The organism is Candidatus Omnitrophota bacterium (assembly GCA_041650805.1).
GTDB lineage: Bacteria > Omnitrophota > Gorgyraeia > 2-01-FULL-45-10 > 2-01-FULL-45-10 > JBAZKM01.
The window spans coordinates 60,850-77,692 of record JBAZKM010000005.1; the positions used below are offsets into that span (position 1 = coordinate 60,850).

At 55.4% G+C, this 16,843-nt stretch carries 14 protein-coding genes and 1 tRNA gene; 12 read left to right on the plus strand and 3 right to left on the minus strand.

Going from position 1 to position 16,843, the window contains the following annotated elements:
• Nucleotides 1-2: 2 nt before the first annotated feature.
• Genes purN through WC515_04705 form a run of 3 tightly spaced genes read left to right on the plus strand, consistent with a single transcriptional unit; the run spans nucleotide 3 to nucleotide 2,158 of the window.
• Nucleotides 3-605, plus strand: coding sequence for a phosphoribosylglycinamide formyltransferase (gene purN / locus WC515_04695; GenBank protein MFA5146653.1), 603 nt, complete (start codon nucleotides 3-5; stop codon nucleotides 603-605).
• 21 nt (nucleotides 606-626) lie between these two features.
• On the plus strand, nucleotides 627-1,907 hold the full coding sequence (gene eno, locus WC515_04700) for a phosphopyruvate hydratase (protein ID MFA5146654.1): 1,281 nt from the start codon (nucleotides 627-629) through the stop codon (nucleotides 1,905-1,907).
• A complete protein-coding gene (locus tag WC515_04705; protein ID MFA5146655.1) occupies nucleotides 1,895-2,158 on the plus strand; it encodes a septum formation initiator family protein in 264 nt (87 codons plus the stop codon). Before eno ends, WC515_04705 begins: the two co-directional genes overlap by 13 nt.
• Nucleotides 2,159-2,235: 77 nt before the next feature.
• Here the strand turns inward: WC515_04705 and WC515_04710 are convergent.
• Nucleotides 2,236-2,312: transfer RNA gene (locus WC515_04710), tRNA-Met, on the minus strand.
• Nucleotides 2,313-2,508: 196 nt separating this feature from the next.
• Here WC515_04710 and WC515_04715 point away from each other — a divergent pair.
• Nucleotides 2,509-7,734: a deaminase gene (locus WC515_04715; GenBank protein MFA5146656.1), complete on the plus strand. Its 5,226-nt coding sequence runs from the start codon at nucleotides 2,509-2,511 to the stop codon at nucleotides 7,732-7,734.
• 2 nt (nucleotides 7,735-7,736) lie between these two features.
• Here the strand turns inward: WC515_04715 and WC515_04720 are convergent, their stop codons facing one another.
• Entirely contained in the window at nucleotides 7,737-8,891 is a 1,155-nt protein-coding gene (locus tag WC515_04720) for a type III PLP-dependent enzyme (GenBank protein ID MFA5146657.1), read from the minus strand.
• An 18-nt stretch (nucleotides 8,892-8,909) separates the two neighbouring features.
• The gene (locus WC515_04725) at nucleotides 8,910-10,361 is read right to left on the minus strand and encodes a saccharopine dehydrogenase C-terminal domain-containing protein (GenBank protein MFA5146658.1); all 1,452 of its coding nucleotides are present in this window, start codon (nucleotides 10,359-10,361) and stop codon (nucleotides 8,910-8,912) included.
• Nucleotides 10,362-10,509: 148 nt separating this feature from the next.
• Between WC515_04725 and purB the strand changes: the two genes are divergently transcribed.
• Genes purB through rpiB form a run of 8 tightly spaced genes read left to right on the plus strand, consistent with a single transcriptional unit; the run spans nucleotide 10,510 to nucleotide 16,841 of the window.
• Nucleotides 10,510-11,802: an adenylosuccinate lyase gene (gene purB, locus WC515_04730; protein MFA5146659.1), complete on the plus strand. Its 1,293-nt coding sequence runs from the start codon at nucleotides 10,510-10,512 to the stop codon at nucleotides 11,800-11,802.
• Complete coding sequence (purC, locus tag WC515_04735) at nucleotides 11,799-12,503, plus strand: phosphoribosylaminoimidazolesuccinocarboxamide synthase (protein ID MFA5146660.1); 705 nt, start codon at nucleotides 11,799-11,801, stop codon at nucleotides 12,501-12,503. Before purB ends, purC begins: the two co-directional genes overlap by 4 nt.
• Entirely contained in the window at nucleotides 12,500-13,498 is a 999-nt protein-coding gene (gene purM / locus WC515_04740; GenBank protein ID MFA5146661.1) for a phosphoribosylformylglycinamidine cyclo-ligase, read from the plus strand. The genes purC and purM overlap by 4 nt, the downstream gene beginning before the upstream one ends.
• Nucleotides 13,498-14,796: a phosphoribosylamine--glycine ligase gene (purD, locus tag WC515_04745; GenBank protein MFA5146662.1), complete on the plus strand. Its 1,299-nt coding sequence runs from the start codon at nucleotides 13,498-13,500 to the stop codon at nucleotides 14,794-14,796. Before purM ends, purD begins: the two co-directional genes overlap by 1 nt.
• A gap of 12 nt (nucleotides 14,797-14,808) precedes the next feature.
• Nucleotides 14,809-15,297 (plus strand): 5-(carboxyamino)imidazole ribonucleotide mutase, encoded by a 489-nt coding sequence (gene purE / locus WC515_04750; GenBank protein ID MFA5146663.1) that lies wholly within the window; start codon nucleotides 14,809-14,811, stop codon nucleotides 15,295-15,297.
• On the plus strand, nucleotides 15,297-15,926 hold the full coding sequence (locus WC515_04755) for an L-threonylcarbamoyladenylate synthase (protein ID MFA5146664.1): 630 nt from the start codon (nucleotides 15,297-15,299) through the stop codon (nucleotides 15,924-15,926). Before purE ends, WC515_04755 begins: the two co-directional genes overlap by 1 nt.
• Nucleotides 15,919-16,392 (plus strand): low molecular weight protein arginine phosphatase, encoded by a 474-nt coding sequence (locus WC515_04760; protein MFA5146665.1) that lies wholly within the window; start codon nucleotides 15,919-15,921, stop codon nucleotides 16,390-16,392. The genes WC515_04755 and WC515_04760 overlap by 8 nt, the downstream gene beginning before the upstream one ends.
• Nucleotides 16,389-16,841, plus strand: a complete 453-nt coding sequence (rpiB, locus tag WC515_04765) for a ribose 5-phosphate isomerase B (protein MFA5146666.1) — start codon at nucleotides 16,389-16,391, stop codon at nucleotides 16,839-16,841. Before WC515_04760 ends, rpiB begins: the two co-directional genes overlap by 4 nt.
• Nucleotides 16,842-16,843: the final 2 nt, after the last annotated feature.

The window sequence follows — 16,843 nt, forward strand, 5'->3', positions numbered from 1 at the left end:
AAATGATGAATATTGCGGTATTGTGTTCGGGGAACGGGACGAACCTGCAGGCGATCATAGACGGCGTGAAGTCGGGTCACATACCGGCTTCCATAGCCCTCGTCGTGAGCGACAATAAGAAGGCGTTCGCCCTGGAACGCGCCCGCAAGGCCGGGATAGAGACGCTCGTCCTGGACCCGAAAGATTTCAAGTCCCGCGAAGATTTTGACCGCAAAATAGTGGAGGGGCTGAAGAAGAGAGAGGTCGGGCTTGTGGTCCTGGCCGGCTTCATGCGTCTCATGAGCCCGTATTTTATAAAGGAGTACAGGAACAGGGTCATCAATATACACCCGGCGCTCCTGCCGTCATTCAAAGGCACTCACGGCGTAAAGGACGCGCTGGAATACAGCGTAAAGATCTCCGGCGCGACAGTCCATTTCGTCGACGAGGAGCTCGACCACGGGCCTATCATACTGCAGTCTCCCGTAGAAGTGAAAGATGGCGATACGGAAGAGAGCCTGTGGCAGCGCATCCATGAAGAGGAGCACAAGATCTATCCCGAGGTGGTCAAATTGTTCGCTGAAGGACGGCTCAGGGTGGAAGGTAGAAAGGTAATAATAAAATAGTCGAAAGGAGTAACGGCAAGCATGAAGACGGGCATTAAAGACGTTAAGGCGAGAGAGATACTCGATTCGAGGGGGAACCCGACGGTCGAGGTGGATATATGGCTCGGGGACGGTTCGTTCGGCCGCGCTGCGGTGCCGAGCGGCGCGTCTACCGGCGAACATGAGGCGGTAGAACTCCGGGACGGCGACAAGTCGCGCTACCTCGGCAAGGGCACGCTCAAGGCGGTCGCCAACGTGAACGGCGAGATAAGGAAGGCGATAAAGGGCAAGGACGCCCTGAAACAGGGCGAGCTCGATCAGCTCCTGATAGACCTCGACGGTACGGAGAATAAGGGGCGCCTCGGCGCGAACGCGATCCTCGGTGTCTCGCTCGCGGCCGCGAAGGCGGCGGCTGTTTCAAAGAAGATGCCTCTCTACAGGTATATAGGCGGGGACAAGGCGAAGATATTGCCGATCCCGATGATGAATATATTGAACGGGGGCGCGCACGCCGACAATAACGTCGACCTCCAGGAGTTCATGGTCATGCCGATAGGGGCCGATTCTTTCAGGGAGGCGCTCCGCTGCGGCGCGGAGGTCTTTCACAACCTGAAGAAGATATTGCACGACAGGAAACTCTCTACCGCCGTAGGAGACGAGGGAGGGTTTGCGCCGGACCTCAAGTCGAACGAAGAGGCGGTGGAGGCGATACTGGCGGCGATCGACAGGGCCGGATATAAGGCGGGCAAAGATGTCGCGATCGCGCTCGACCCGGCGGCGAGCTCGTTCTACGAGAACGGCAAATATATCTTAGAGGCCGAAGAGAAGAGGGAGAATTCCAGCAAGGATATGGTGGAGTTCTATTCCCGGTGGGTATCGAAGTATCCCATCGTCTCCATAGAAGACGGCCTCGCGGAAGACGACTGGGACGGCTGGAAGGCGCTGACAGAAAAACTGGGGAAGTCCATACAGCTTGTAGGCGATGATCTCTTCGTCACAAATACGAAACGCCTCAAGATGGGAATAGACCGGAAGGTGGCGAATTCGATCCTGATAAAGGTGAACCAGATAGGGACGCTGACCGAGACGCTGGAAGCGATAGCGATGGCTAAGAAGGCCGGGTATACGGCGGTCGTGTCCCACCGCTCGGGCGAGACCGAAGACACCACCATCGCGCATCTTGTGGTGGCGGTCAACATGGGCCAGATAAAGACAGGCTCCGCCTGCAGGTCGGAAAGGATATGTAAGTACAACGACCTTCTCCGCATCGAGGAAGGGCTCGGTAAAAAAGCGGTATACGGGAAGGCAATTTGGCGAAAATAAAGGGAAAGGTACTCTTCGCGATCATAGTCCTTGCAGTGATATTCCTGCCGCCGTTCGCGAAGTATCAGGAGTTGAGGTACAGGAATAAGAAGCTCGAGAACGAGCTGATCGAGATGAAGAGAGAGGCGAGGCGGCTTGAGATGGAGAAACTGCGCCTCGAGACCGATATCACCTACGTCGAAAAGAAGGCGCGCGAGAAGATAGGCGTCGTGCGTAAGGGCGAGATAGTCCTCAAAGAGTCGCCTAAGTAAGCTGTCAGCTATCAGCCGTCAGCTTTCAGCTAAAAGCAAAAAAGAAGGGGAAGCTTATTCGGCTTCCCCTTTTAAAATGGTAGCGGGGCTCCGATTCGAACGGAGGACCTCAAGGTTATGAGCCTTGCGAGCTACCAGGCTGCTCTACCCCGCAATGTGTATTGTATTATACAGACCTACCCGAAAAAATCAAGCAAAATTTTACAATAAATCCCCGCATTCTAACCAGGTTAGATATGGCAGGTTAGGAATGAAAAAATGCAGCTGGCTTTCTCTTGACTTAACGTCATTCTGTAGTATACTTATCAGGTTATCTTTAAAGAAGAATTATCACGTAATATGAACATAATATGACAATGCGAAATAAGTCCACAGTCCACAGTCCACAGTCCACAAATATACTAGCGTATCGCTGGGCTAAAAAGCCCCTTGCGGCTTTTGTCGCGGGGGTCTTTCTCTTTACAGGTACCTTTGGCTATGCCGGGGATAGCCTCTCGCCCTCATTACGTTCCAGGATGGCCGGGTTCCAGGAGAAGTTCCTGGCCGGGGAGGTCCTGTTGTCCCATAAACGTGTCAATGAATATATAGAGAACGCTTTCGCGGGCGGGGCGGCAAAGAGGGATGGGGAGACGATCGGGATCGGTAGTAGCAAATTTTACAGAGCCGGGCAGCTCGAATTCAACGAAGCAGAGGTCGTCTCCGTACCCGGACTGCTGGCAAAGGCGCGTCAGCCCGCGCATGTAGGGCTCGGCCGGGCCGCCGGCAGACCGACCATATACCTGGATGGCGGGTTATATTATGATGAGGACCTGCGGCGGCACGAGGTCGACGAAGTGGTCCAATGGGAACTCTTACGGGGCAAGCTCAATTTGAGACCGCACCAGATGCGGCAATGGATCCTCGACCATTTTGACCTTCCCGATGAAGATCTGAAGGGCACCGAATATGAAAGATCGGCCCCGGAACTTACCTCCGCCGCGATCGCAAGGAAATTCCACGAACGGTCGCATCGATTTCCGAAGCGCCTGTATAAAGAGGGAGCAAAAGAGATGGATTTTGCCACGATGTTAGCCCTCTACGATGAGGCGGAAGAAGAGAAGGACGTCAACATCGCCTCGCATGAGGCCGGGCCGTCGAAAGAGGCGGTCTTCGAATCGCTCCTCGACTTTTATAAGAGCAAGGATGATCCGTCCCGCAGGGCGGGCGTCATCAGGTATCTCGGCCAGGCAGACCCGGACGTGGTCGCCGAGGCGATAGTAGACGTCCTGAACTTCATGGGCCGCCTCTACATGGACCGGCTCAGCCGTTTCTCGGAGGCAGGGCTGGAACGGGACGGGGTGCAGGACGCGGCGGATACGCTGAGCCAGAGCCCCAATATACACGTGACCGTGAATTACCACTACCAGTACCTGGACTATACGGAGAATTATCAGCGCGATCTCGCGTCTCTGTTCGATGCCTGGTTCCATATAACATCGAGCGAAGAGCTTTCGAATTTCCGCATATTCGTCAAGGAACAGCAGACGATATTCCTGCGCCTTCTTCCCGAACTGGGCGAAGGCTTCATGTCGGCGTTCCTCCTCAACAGGGAGGAAAAGTACTACCTGGCCAATACTGCCGGCGTGAGCGTCCGCACACCCGCAGAAGAGTGGGATGATAACATGGTCAATCTTATAAGGCCGGACCACGCGCGCTGGATGGAAACGATAGATAAGAGTGCGGCCGACCCCATGGTGGGGTACGGCTCATGCGGCCACTATTTCCTTGGCGCGCTCATGGAACTGGAGGACCCGGATCACCTGTTGGTCGCAGACAGGGCACCCTCGCAGCTTGTGAATATGTTCCTGCGCCGTCCCGGGGGCAGGATGCCGATGATGATATTGGGACGCCTTATCGGATTCCTGATCAGAGCGGGAGACCCGCGCGGCGAATCTTCGGCAGACGGTGCCAGTTTCCAGGAGCTCGGGCTTGACAGGGAGACGGGAGAGAGGTTCGTGTCCGAATTGGAACGCCTGATCGACACATCGGAAGACCCATTCCTGGTACGTGACGCGCTCACCTCATATTTCTACGTACGGGAGGTCCCGGAAGACCGGAAATACGAGCGGCTGTTGAAGGTCATAGAGAGGGCGGCCTCTTCCACCGATGACATAAGAAGAAGGTGCTGGTTTGCCGCCAGGATATTACCGATACTGTCATACCCCGTACTCACCCGGCGCATGCAAGGCCTTCACTATCGCCTTGGCCGGTTTACCGAGCGTATTTTATATGAGACAGGGGATGAGGCTATAGCGCATCTTCAGGGCGAAGGCCCGCGCCTGACCGATACCGAATATGCCATATTTAATACGATCGCCCATCCCGCCGTCAAAGGCCCCGCGCTATTTGTAGATAAGGACGGCACCGTCCGTGAGCTCGATCAGGCCGAGCATGACCTCTTGAACACGGCGCTCAGGGGGCTCGTATTCGGTCCGTCGCCGATAGCCCCTCTCGATGAGACCGCCGCAAGGCGCCTCATAGGAGAGGAACTGTACGCTTCTATGCAGAGGACCGGCCCGCCCGTCTCGGCCTACGTCATAGATGACGATGAATTGACCGTACTATTGCCATACGAATATATCTACCTCGCCGAAGGCCTCATCACCCACGCCGGGACGTTCAAAGGAAGGGCCCATAACCTCTTCATCCCGCGCTCGATATATGAAACCCTGCTCAAACCCGAGCATGCCGGAGATCTCGAGAACTGGCGAAAGCACGAGGTCGGACACCTCTTACACCGCGACGCCGACATCACACCCGACGCAGCCGAAGCCGATTCCGCAAGGCGGATACTGGAAGAGAGGGTAGTGAAGAATACGCTCGATATGCGGCCCATAAAGAGCGGCCTCATGGGCGGGCGTTTTGTCGGGCTTGCCATGGCGACGAAGGAACTGCTCAATCCCGATAACAGGCCTATCAGGGTCCTGAGCGGGGCATCGGGCAGCGACGTTTCCGATCTCTTTCTCTCTACGAATGCCGCCGTTACGGTGCTTGTCGATTCCCTCAATTTTGAGCCGTACAGAAGGGGCAAAGGTTATAATTTTGACATACATGATAGATACCTGGAGCATAAACGCAGGAGGGGTTTTATTTACGGGAGCCACATGAGCAAGACGCCGGTATTGAACGGCATCATCGGGGAACTTTCGATGATGGGTGTGGCAGGTGAAGAGATCGAAGAGATAAAGGACGATTGGGCCAGAATATGTAACGGAGACCATAGTACAAAACGGTTGTCCCGGGAAGGTATGGACTCCGGCAGATTCGCTTACAGGATAAGATTTGACTGGGCATATCCGGGAGAGGACCCCAAAGAGAGAGAGGTAATATATATTCAGGAAAATATGGAGTATATAAGAGACAGTATGCCTGCTATACGACGCATGGCAGGGGGCGGCCTGGATGGATATTATCAGAGGGCCGCGCAGAATCTGCCGAAGTCCTACAACAGATATATAGGCGATGTCGCCTCCGCGATAACTGCTAATGGATTTATCGCAACGGATGATCACGATAATGACGGGATGGACCATTCGGTGCTGAAGATGGCGGCTATCCGTTATATGGGTTTTCGGTCAAGGCCTCCGTCAGCTGAAATGAAAAGATGGGCCGGACTGGTCAGGACATCAGCCGGCGCATACGCTGACGGCTATGGCTGGGAGATATCCATAGCGTTAAAGACGGATGACGCGGAACCCGGCAAAGTACCCGTCTTTACCCGGACCGACAGAGGACATATGGCCGATCTTGTGGAAGCGGCAGGGAAAAAGATCGAAAGAGGCGAACTGGATGCCCGGTTGCCGGTGGTGGCAAGGATAGTGGCAGGAGACGGGAGGGTCATAGCGACCGCTGCAAGAAAAACCCTGGACAGGCCCACTAAATACGGGGTCAAGGCAGTCCACGCGGAGATAGCGGCGATACGCGAGGCAGAGGCGGCGGGTTTCTCCGATTGGAGAAATGCCACGCTCTATGTCAACATCGATTCATGTTATATGTGTTCCAGGGCGATCACGGAATTCTATCATTTTAAGAGGGTCGTCTACGGGGTAGAGGACCCGACGACGGCCGATCATAACCGCAACAGGGACGGATACGGGGATAACGGGGTCGAATTGACGGGGTGTGACGATCCCGAAATAAGAGGAAGGATCTACGCGATGTTCGAAGAGGCCTTTAGAGGAGGCGTACGCGACATCGCCTTGCACGAACATATAGTTCTGCACGAGAAGAGGGTCATAAAACATTTCAGAGAGGAGTTCGATCTCCTGGTACGGCGCCTCGACCAGGAAGGCCAGGTGGCCGTATTCGATGCCGACCTCTGGGCCCGGAATAGAGGCAACACGGAGGCAGAAGGTATGCTCCTGCGCCATCTCGAGTGGTTCAAGCAGGACCTAAACCCGGCGAAAGGACACCTTGTCGTCTTGACGGGCACGGAGGAGAATTGTGCGGCGGCAAAAGAACGCCTGATCGGAGACGGCCTCTTTGACGACCTGGCTATAGTGATGGGAGGGGCCTCGGCGCCTTCCGAACGTCTCGCCGCATCCGGCGAAGCGGACGAAGACGCGAACGGCTCGCCGGCCGGGCTCCTGAACAGGATCTCGAGGAGCGACGAGCTGATGAAGATGGCGTTAAATAAAGACGACGGGCTTGAAGCGGCGTATGCAGCCCGGGCAGGGGCGTATCATGCCGGGACGACGCGGTCAGAGTTCTATATATTGAGGGATATCGGGGTGTTCGTACCGGTAAAAGGCAAACGCGGCTACTATCGATTCTCGGATATGATGATAGGATACGATGAAAAAGGGAATATCGATCCCAATTATACCCGGACGATGATAAATGCGGTCAAGGATATACGCTACCAGGTCGCCAAAAGAGGCACGGACCGGCCGCTCTATCGCGGGGATATCCCGGAAGATAAGAGGCCGGTCGTGAGAGAGCTCGTCAGGATGACTGTCATAAACCAGGCGAGGGATAAGTTCATGCCCGCAGTCGAGGAGAATAAGACGCTCTGGCATGTCATAGAGAGCGATGTGATACCCGTGGACCAGCGTGCAAGCATCGTCACGGCTTTGAATAAATGGTCACGGGAGTCGGATCTCCGCGAAAAGATACGGATATTGAACGACGGGGAGAGATTGACCGATGTGATAGCGGATATCAGGAAAGACCCGAATGCCGTCGTCGATGTCGCGCTCAGCGACGAAAGTCACACGGATCAGTTACCGGATGATAAGGCGATAAAGATGCTGGTCTTCAGGAGCGGCTCCAATTTCATCCAGCTGGAAGGCGTGCTCGATGCGCTGAGGGCCCTGCACAACACCGACCGGCAGGCGGTCATAAACGATCTATTGCGTATATATTCACGTATGGCCGGGGAATCTTACCGGGGAGATATACCGCCGCCCGATCTGTTAGATGATCCGAGGGACTTTGCCCGCCGCTTCATATTCAACCTGCCGCCCGCCACGGCCGTCCCGGCCGATGACATACCCAAGATGAACGAACGGCTCTTACAGCTCCTCAGGGCCGCATAATCCTATTTATTGATATGAACTACTCTCGCCGGAGGGAAGCCGTTGAAGTGCGTTGAGGAGGCGAGGCTGTACGCCCCTATGTTCTCCGCGTAGAGGAGGTCGCCTATCTCGAGTTCCGGCAGTTCCTCGGCGACCGAGATCGTGTCCAGCGCGTCGCAGGTCGGGCCGAAGACGGCACATATCTTCTTCTCGCCGTCCTTGAACGACCTTATCGGATATATGCAGTGGTCGAAGAGGATGCCGGAGAAGGTGTGGTATATCCCGTCATCTATGTAGTAGCAGGTCTTGCCGTCGCGGACCGCCTTGCCTATGATCTTTGCCACGAGCGTGCCGGCATTAGCCACCATGAAGCGCCCCGGCTCCGCCAGTATCTCGATATCCTTTGGGAACATCCTGTCTATCTCGGTATTAAGTTTCCTCGCCAGCGTCTTGAAGGCCTTCACCTTACTGTTGTACTTGACGGGGAACCCGCCTCCTATATCGAGTATCTTTATCTTGTGGCCGCGCGATTCCGACTCTTTGAATATGGAGGCGGAGAGCTGCAGGGCCTGCATATAATTCTCGAAGTTGTTGCACTGGCTTCCTACGTGGAAGCTTATACCCTCGACGACGAGGCCCATATTGAACGCCTCGAGTATCAGGTCGACCGCCTCTCCGGGGTCGGCCCCGAACTTCGAAGAGAGCTCCACCATAGAACCGGTATTCGGCACCTTTATCCTCAATACGACGCCGGCGTGCGGGCAGAATTTCTTTATCTTCTTCAATTCCTCTATATTGTCGTATGTCACGAGCGGCTTGTAAGGGTCGAGCTCGCGCAGCGTCTCTTCCTGCTTTATCGTATTGGCGTAGATTATCTTGTCCCAGATGAAGTCCTGCCGTTCCTTGTCCGGGAGGCGTTTTATATTCTCATATACGATCATGAACTCCGGGAACGACGCCACGTCGAAGCTCGCGCCGAGCGAATAGAGCGTCTTCACGATCTCCGGGTTCGAATTTGCCTTCACGGCATAGTATGCCTGGACGCGGGGCATGCTCTCCTTGAACTCCCCGTAGTTCTGTCTTATCTTTTCATGGTCTATGACGAATACCGGGGTGCCGTTCTTTTTTGCTATCTCCTGAAGATGGGCCGGGGGGATATCCTTTTCGCCGTTTTTCATCGCCTCTCCTTGATATATTTAAGGTTTGAAGAGAAAATTATGGAAGCACCAGAGATTCTTCTTGTCCGGGTACGCCGCGGTGTTCTCTTTGAAGAATACGCGGTAGTTCAATAAGGGTGTCCAGGAGTAAGGTTTAGAGACAAATTTGCCGAGGTACGGCTTCGCGATAGCGAGGACATGATCATGCGGCAGGTCGTCCGGGGCGCATATGCCCTTCCGCGGGTTCTCTATCATCCACATGACCGCCGAGACGACGCCTATAGCCACCTGCATCGTCGTGGCGTTCTGGTGCCCGACGAGACGCCTCGACTCCCCGATGCTGAGGATGCTCCCCGTCCACCATGAGCTATAACGGTGTCCCATGAGGAGCGCCCCGAGCGTGTCGGCGCCGGTCGTGATCTCATCGTTCATGATCCTGCACTTCGGCTGAAGTTCGTAATTCCTGCAGCGGAGCTCATACAAGGAAGAGAGGCTTTCGTGGCACGGCATGTAGGCGTAGTGGACGGTCGGCCTGTAGACGGCCTTCCCGTTCTTCCATACGGTCAGCTTATCGGATATGGAGAACGCCTCCCCGTGGCGTATGACCATGCCGATGATCTCCTGGTCCGGTATCCATGACCTGACCCACGTATTGATACCCATCTGCGACAGGAATATCTGATTTCCGGGGCCGTGGGGAGGGATGTTGGCCAGCGCGGGGAGCTTCTTCTCATGTGTTCCCCATCCGAGCTCGGCAGGGGATATGCCTTCCTCCCTGAACCCTTCGATGCTCCATGTCCCGACGAACTCATCCACTTCCTTGGGCCTGTCGGTTATCTGGGTGTCGCGCTCGCTGCAGTGTATGACCTTTATCCCGAGCTTCATGGCAAGATGCGAAAAATTCTTTTCCCGGACGAGGCGCTCGACGGCATTCGTCTCCTTCTTCGGCGCGCCCTTCTCCCTCAGCAGCTTTTCCGCTATATCGAGGATACCCTGTTTTGTGAAATGGGATATCAATCCCGGGTTGGCGCCGTGGTCTATCACGGCGCTCGTGGAATCTGCGCCGTTCCATTTAGAGATGACGTCGCGTATCAGCATCTGCCTGTAATAGAGCGACTTTTCGTAAGGGCTCTTATTGTGGATATCGGCATACGGGTCCCAAACCTCGACGGAGGTGTTGACGTAGAGGACCTTATTGTCATGGCACCAGGTGAGTATCTCGATACAGTCGATATTCCAGGCGAGGTCTATGATGAGCCCGCCGGCGGAGACGTACTTCGAGAGTATCGTCGTCATGTTGAACGGCGTGATCTTCTCCTGGAAATATCTTATGCCCTTGTCTGTCCAGGGCTTCAGCGCCTTGCGGTAATCGATGAAATCTATGACGGTTATATTCTTATACGGGATCTTGATGTTCTTCAGGAGGACCGGCAGCGTACATCTCGACACCGAGCCGTATCCGATTATCAGCACCTTATTATTAAATACCATTACCACCCTCCTTATTTTTATTCCGTACAATTGTACATTGATATGATAATTGTGTCAAGTCATTGGGTTGCCCGGCCGCCCCAATTTCCTTTGACTCGACCCTTTTATAATGCTAAAATAAAACTCCGTTGATGGAGGAATATAAGATATGATCCAGCGTTATTCGCTTCCGAGGATGTCTGCCATATGGAGCGAGGAGAACCGTTTCAGGAAGATGCTCGATGTCGAGATCTTCGCATGCGAGGCCCTCGCGAAACTCGGCCGCATCCCCAGGAAGGCGCTTTTACAGATACAGAAGAGAGCGCGGTTCGACGTAGAACGCATAAAAGAGATAGAGAGCCAGACGAACCACGACGTCATCGCCTTCATAAAGAACCTCTCGGAGAATATCGGCGAGGACGCCAAATACGTCCACATGGGGCTCACCTCGAGCGATGTCCTCGATACGGCCCTCTCGGTCCAGATGCGGGAGTCCTGCGAGCTGCTGATAGAAGACGTCAACAGACTGCTCAGGATACTGCGCTCGAAGGCGCGCCGGCATAAACGGACGCTCATGATCGGCCGGACGCATTCCGTGCACGCAGAGCCGATGACGTTCGGGCTGAAGCTGGCGCTCTACTTCGACGAGATGAAGCGTGACCTCGAGCGGCTGAAGGGCGCGCGCGAAACTGTGAGCGTCGGGAAGATCTCCGGCGCTGTCGGGACGTATGCCAATATCGACCCGTTCGTCGAGGAGTATGTCTGCAAACGGCTGGGCCTGAAGGCGGCGCGCATCTCGACGCAGATATTACAGCGCGACAGGCACGCGGAGTTCCTCACGGCGATAGCTATCACCGGGACATCGATAGAGAAGTTCGCCACCGAATTCAGGAACCTCCAGCACACGGAGATAGGAGAGGTGGAGGAGTACTTCTCCTCGACACAGAAGGGCTCGAGCGCGATGCCGCACAAAAAGAACCCGATCTTGTGCGAGCGGCTCGGCGGCCTGGCGCGGATACTCAGGGCGAACGCCGTCGCCGCCATGGAGGATATGGTGCTGTGGCACGAGCGCGACATATCCCATTCTTCCGTGGAGCGCGTGATATTGCCGGATTCGACGATACTCCTCGATTATATGCTCAATAAGTTCGCCGAGGTCGTCTCGAAGCTTATCGTGCACGAAGACAGGATGCTGGAGAACCTCGATAAGTCGGGCGGAGTGGTATTCTCGGGACGTCTTCTCCTGGAGCTCGTCAACAGGGGCCTGACGCGCAACGAGGCGTACGACAAGGTACAGAAGGCGGCCTTCAACGCCAAACGGGATAATACGGGGTTCAAGGAGTCGCTCCTGGGCGACGACGGCATACGGTCCATACTGAGCGCGAGGGAGATCGAAGAGATATTCGATTTCAGGTACCATATTAAACATGTCGACAGGATATTCAGGAGAGTCGGAATATGAATAAGCTTAAGCAGATATACGAAGGGAAAGCGAAGAAGCTGTACGAGACCGAAGACCCGGACCTCGTGATACAGGAGTTCAAGGATGACGCGACGGCGTTCGACGCGACGAAGCGCGGCACGATAGTGAATAAAGGGGTGGTCAATAATAAGCTATCGGAGAAGATCTTCACGCTCCTGGCGAAGGACGGCATACCCACGCATTTCGTCAAGCGTCTGAACGACCGCGACATGCTCGTAAAGCGGGTCAAGATAGTGCCCGTGGAGGTGACGATACGCAATATAGTCGCGGGAGGCATGGCGAAGCTCTTGGGGCTGGAAGAGGGGATAGTCCTCAAAGAGCCGGTCCTGGAGTACCACTACAAGGAAGATAAGCTCCATGACCCGCTGATAAACGATTACCACATCGCGGCCCTCGGCATCGCCACCAGGAAAGAGATGGACGCCATAAAGAAGTATTCGTTCAGGATAAACGATGCACTCAGGAATTTTTTTGATTCGAAGGGGCTGACACTCGTCGACTTCAAGCTCGAGTTCGGCCTGTACAAAGGGAAGGTGACCCTGGCCGACGAGATATCCCCGGATACATGCCGCCTTTGGGACAAGACGACGAAGGAAAAGCTCGACAAGGACCGGTTCCGCCGTGACCTCGGCAATGTCGAAGAGGCATACCAGGAAGTGCTGCGGAGAGTGATGGAGTGAAACGAGTCACCTATAAATCCTCAGGCGTAGATATCGACACCGCGAACGCGCTCGTTTCGGATTACAAGCGCTTTGCGAAGTCCACGAAGACGCCGGGCGTCATAAGCGATGTCGGGAGTTTCGGGGGGCTCTTCAGGCCCGCGTTCAGGAAATTCCGAGACCCGGTACTCGTCTCGTCGACCGACGGGGTCGGGACGAAATTGAAGATAGCGTTCCTCGCCGATAGGCACGATACGGTGGGCATAGACCTTGTAGCCATGAGCGCCAACGACGTCCTCTGCTCCGGCGCCGAGGGGCTCTTCTTCCTCGACTATATCTCGACGGGCAAGGTCAGGCCGCGCGTCCTGAAGGCGGTGGTCAAAGGGATAGCGGACGGGTGCCGCGAGGCCGGCTACGCGCTCGTAGGCGGCGAGACGGCCGAGATGCCGGGCATGTATAAGGCCGGCGAATACGACCTTGCCGGGTTCGCGGTCGGCATCGTCGGGCGGGGCGAAGTGATCGACGGCCGCCGCATAGCCATAGGGGATATCGTCCTGGGCCTGGAGTCGAGCGGATTGCATTCGAACGGGTATTCTTTAGTGAGGAAGGTCTTCTCCCGGAAAGAGCTGAAAAGGTATTCGAAGGAATTATTGAAGCCGACGCGCCTCTATTGCAGGCCGGTCCTGGCCGTAAAGAAGGAAGCGGAGATAAAGGGGATAGCGAACATAACCGGCGGGGCATTCTACGATAAGATACCGAGGATAATACCGAAAGGGATGGCCATAGAGATATACGGGGACTCGTGGGAGATACCAGAGATATTCTCCATGATCAAAGAGAAGGGGAATGTGGATACCGGGGAGATGTTCCGCACGCTCAATATGGGCATAGGCATGGTGCTGGTATTGCCGGGGCGCGACGTCGACAGGGCGCAGGCGGTCTTAAAACGCCATGCGTTACGCTCGCACGTGATAGGCAGGGTTGTGAAGGGGAACGGGCAGGTAATAATAAGATAATGAAGATCCTGTTGATAGGTTCAGGCGGAAGAGAGCACGCGCTGGCATGGAAGATGGCGAAGAGCCCGAAGTGCGAGAAACTGTACTGCGCGCCGGGTAACGGCGGCATGTCGGAGATCGCCGAGCTTGTAAATATAGAGGCCGACGATATCAACGGGCTGCTTGAATTCGCGAAGTCGAAGAAGATAGGCCTCACCGTCGTGGGTCCGGAGGTCCCTCTCGTAGCCGGTATCGCCGACGCGTTCCAGAAAGAGGCCCTGAAGGTATTCGGCCCTGCAAAGGGACTCGCGCGGCTTGAGGGGAGCAAGGTATTTGCAAAGGAGATGATGAAGCGTCTCGGTGTCCCGACAGCCGGTTTCAGCGTATTTGATAATGCAGAAGCGGCGCTGAAGCACCTGGAGGAGAAGGGCGCGCCCATAGTGGTCAAGGCGGACGGATTATGCGGCGGCAAGGGCGTCGTCGTCTGTAAAACGGTCGATGAGGGCAAAGAAGCCATAAGCGCCATGATGATCGGCAAGGTATTCGGACCCGCAGGCAACAGGATCGTCATGGAGGAATGCCTCACGGGTGAGGAGGCGTCCATAATAGTCATATCCGACGGGAAGAATGTGATCCCGCTTGCGTCGAGCCAGGACCATAAGAGGGTATTCGACAAGGACAGGGGACCCAATACGGGCGGTATGGGCGCATATTCTCCGGCGCCGGTCGTGACCGACGCCCTTTTGAAGAAGGTGATGGAGACGGTCATATACCCGATAGTACAGGATTTTGCGAGATCCGGGACACCTTATAAAGGGGTTCTCTACGCCGGCATAATGGTAACGGAAAAAGGCCCTATGGTCCTGGAATTCAACGTCAGGTTCGGCGATCCGGAGACGCAGGCGATACTACCCCGCCTCAAAAGCGACCTGGTGGAGGTCATGGAACGCGCCTCGGACGGGAGACTGGGCGGCTATAACCTTGAGTGGGACAGGAGGCCGTGCGTTTCGGTCGTTATGGCGTCCGGCGGCTACCCGGATAAATACGAGAAAGGTATAGAGATAAAAGGGCTGGACGATGTGAGGGCAGAGAAGGACGTCGTCGTGTTTCACGCCGGGACCAAGGTCGGGATCCGTTCCACCGATACCGCCAGGACTTTTCTCACGAACGGGGGAAGGGTGCTGAACGTGACGGCCCTCGGGGATGATATAGAGAAGGCCATCGACAGATGCTATGAAGCCGTCCGCATGATAAGCTTTGACAGGATGCATTACAGGAAGGATATCGGGCACAGGGCTATAAAAAATAGTAACCAGTAGCCAGGAGGCGGTATGAAACGGCTGAAAGTTGCGATAGTGATGGGGAGCGATTCCGACCTTCCGACGATGGACGAGGCGGCTAAGGTCCTCGGAGAATACGGCGTTGAGTATGAGATAAAGATATTATCCGCCCACCGTTCCCCTGACGATACGGCAAAATTCGCGAAGTCGGCAAGGGCGAGGGGATTCGGGGTGATCATAGCGGGGGGGGGCGGGGCGGCGGCGCTTGCCGGCGTCATAGCAAGCCATACGACGCTTCCCGTCATAGGGGTGCCGATGGAGACGAAAGAGCTGAAAGGCATAGATTCGCTCTTCTCCACAGTGCAGATGCCCTCAGGCGTTCCCGTTGCGACGTTGACCATAGGGAAGACCGGGGCAAAGAACGCCGCCATACTTGCGCTTGAGATACTGGCCATACGGGATAAGACGATAGAGAAGAGATTGCTTACCCTTAAGAAGTCGCTTGCAGAGTCGGTCAGGAAGAAGAATATCAGGTCCTGATGCGTTCTTCGAAGAGCACGGAAGTATTAAAGACGTCGCCCAAGGATATATTGCGCGCCGCACGCGTCCTGAGAAGCGGAGGGCTCGTCGCGTTCCCGACGGAGACGGTCTACGGCCTCGGCGCGGATATGACGGATAAAGGCGCCGTAAGGAGGCTCTACAGGGTCAAGAAGAGGCCACTCTCTAAACCGTTCGCCGTCATGATCGCGGACAGGAAGATGGTCGGGAGGATGGGGTGCCGTTTCACCGGTGAAGCCAGGGCGCTCACCGATAAGCTCTGGCCGGGGCCGCTTACAGTGATATTGGAAGGCAACGGCGGAAAAAAGACCGGTTTCAGGATGCCCGACCACGTGGTAGCGCTGAAACTTCTTAAGGAAGCGAAGGTCCCCCTGGCGGTGCCTAGCGCGAACCTTAGCGGTAACCCGCCTCCGAGGTCCGCAGGGGACGTCTTGAGGGACCTGGACGGTAAGATAGGGTTGGTACTTGACGGAGGCAGGACAAATATAGGCGTCGAGTCCACGGTCATAGACATGACCGTCACCCCTCCGCGTATACTCCGTGAGGGCGCGATATCGCGCCGGGAAATAGAAAATATATTGGCTCATAGCAAACCGAGGCGCAATGGGTAAAGTACGCTCGATCCTCCTGGTATGCACCGGCAACAGCTGCCGTTCCGTTATGGCCGAGGGCCTTCTGAAGAAGTATCTGAAAGAGGCGGGGAAAGGCGACATAGAAGTCCGTTCAGCCGGCGTCATAGCCGTCGATGGCCTGGGGCCGACGATAGAGACGGTCGAGACGATGAAGGAAGAAGGCATCGACGTATCGAATTTCCGGGCGACCCGGCTTACCGATGAATTGATAAAGAGTTCGGACCTTATACTGGTGATGGAAGAATCCCATAGGGCCGAGATAGTAGAACGGGTGCCGGAGGCGGCCCCGAAGACGCACTTACTGAAGAAGTTCGGCGCGGAAGACGATAAACGGCACAGCGAGGGGTTCAGCATCCCGGACCCCATAGGGCGTCCGCCGAAGGATTACGGATATTGCAGGGAGACGATAAAGAGAGAGATAGAGAGGATCGTGAAATTATTATGAAGATAGCTATAGGGAGCGACCACGGCGGTTATGAATTAAAGGGGGAGCTGATAAAATTTCTCAGGGCCGAAGGGCATGATGTCAGGGACCACGGTACCCATTCGAAAGAGTCGTGCGATTACCCGCTGATAGGGTTCGAGGTGGCCAGGGCGGTGGGCGAGGAGAAGGCGGAGAGGGGTATATTGATATGCAGGACCGGCGTAGGCATGGTCATAATCGCCAATAAGGTCTCCAACGTAAGGGCCGTCGCCTGTTATGACGTGCGGATGGCGAGATCATCCAGGGAACATAACGATTGTAACGTCGTAGTCCTGGCGGCCGATTACACGGACGCGAAGAGCGCAAAAGAGATAGTTAAGGTGTGGCTCGCTACCGGCCATCTCGGGGACCGGCACGCGCGGCGCGTGAAACAGATAAAAGAGATCGAATCAAAAATAAAAGGGAAGTAGAC

Excerpts from the sequence above, each read along its gene's own strand:
- WC515_04760 (MFA5146665.1), top strand. The coding sequence starts at position 15,919 with ATGGGTAAAGTACGCTCGATCCTCCTGGTATGCACCGGCAACAGCTGC.
- eno (MFA5146654.1), top strand. The coding sequence starts at position 627 with ATGAAGACGGGCATTAAAGACGTTAAGGCGAGAGAGATACTCGATTCG.
- rpiB (MFA5146666.1), top strand. The coding sequence starts at position 16,389 with ATGAAGATAGCTATAGGGAGCGACCACGGCGGTTATGAATTAAAGGGG.
- purN (MFA5146653.1), top strand. The coding sequence starts at position 3 with ATGATGAATATTGCGGTATTGTGTTCGGGGAACGGGACGAACCTGCAG.
- WC515_04715 (MFA5146656.1), top strand. The coding sequence starts at position 2,509 with ATGACAATGCGAAATAAGTCCACAGTCCACAGTCCACAGTCCACAAAT.
- WC515_04720 (MFA5146657.1), bottom strand. The coding sequence starts at position 8,891 with ATGAAAAACGGCGAAAAGGATATCCCCCCGGCCCATCTTCAGGAGATA.
- purE (MFA5146663.1), top strand. The coding sequence starts at position 14,809 with ATGAAACGGCTGAAAGTTGCGATAGTGATGGGGAGCGATTCCGACCTT.
- purB (MFA5146659.1), top strand. The coding sequence starts at position 10,510 with ATGATCCAGCGTTATTCGCTTCCGAGGATGTCTGCCATATGGAGCGAG.
- WC515_04725 (MFA5146658.1), bottom strand. The coding sequence starts at position 10,361 with ATGGTATTTAATAATAAGGTGCTGATAATCGGATACGGCTCGGTGTCG.
- WC515_04755 (MFA5146664.1), top strand. The coding sequence starts at position 15,297 with ATGCGTTCTTCGAAGAGCACGGAAGTATTAAAGACGTCGCCCAAGGAT.
- purD (MFA5146662.1), top strand. The coding sequence starts at position 13,498 with ATGAAGATCCTGTTGATAGGTTCAGGCGGAAGAGAGCACGCGCTGGCA.
- purC (MFA5146660.1), top strand. The coding sequence starts at position 11,799 with ATGAATAAGCTTAAGCAGATATACGAAGGGAAAGCGAAGAAGCTGTAC.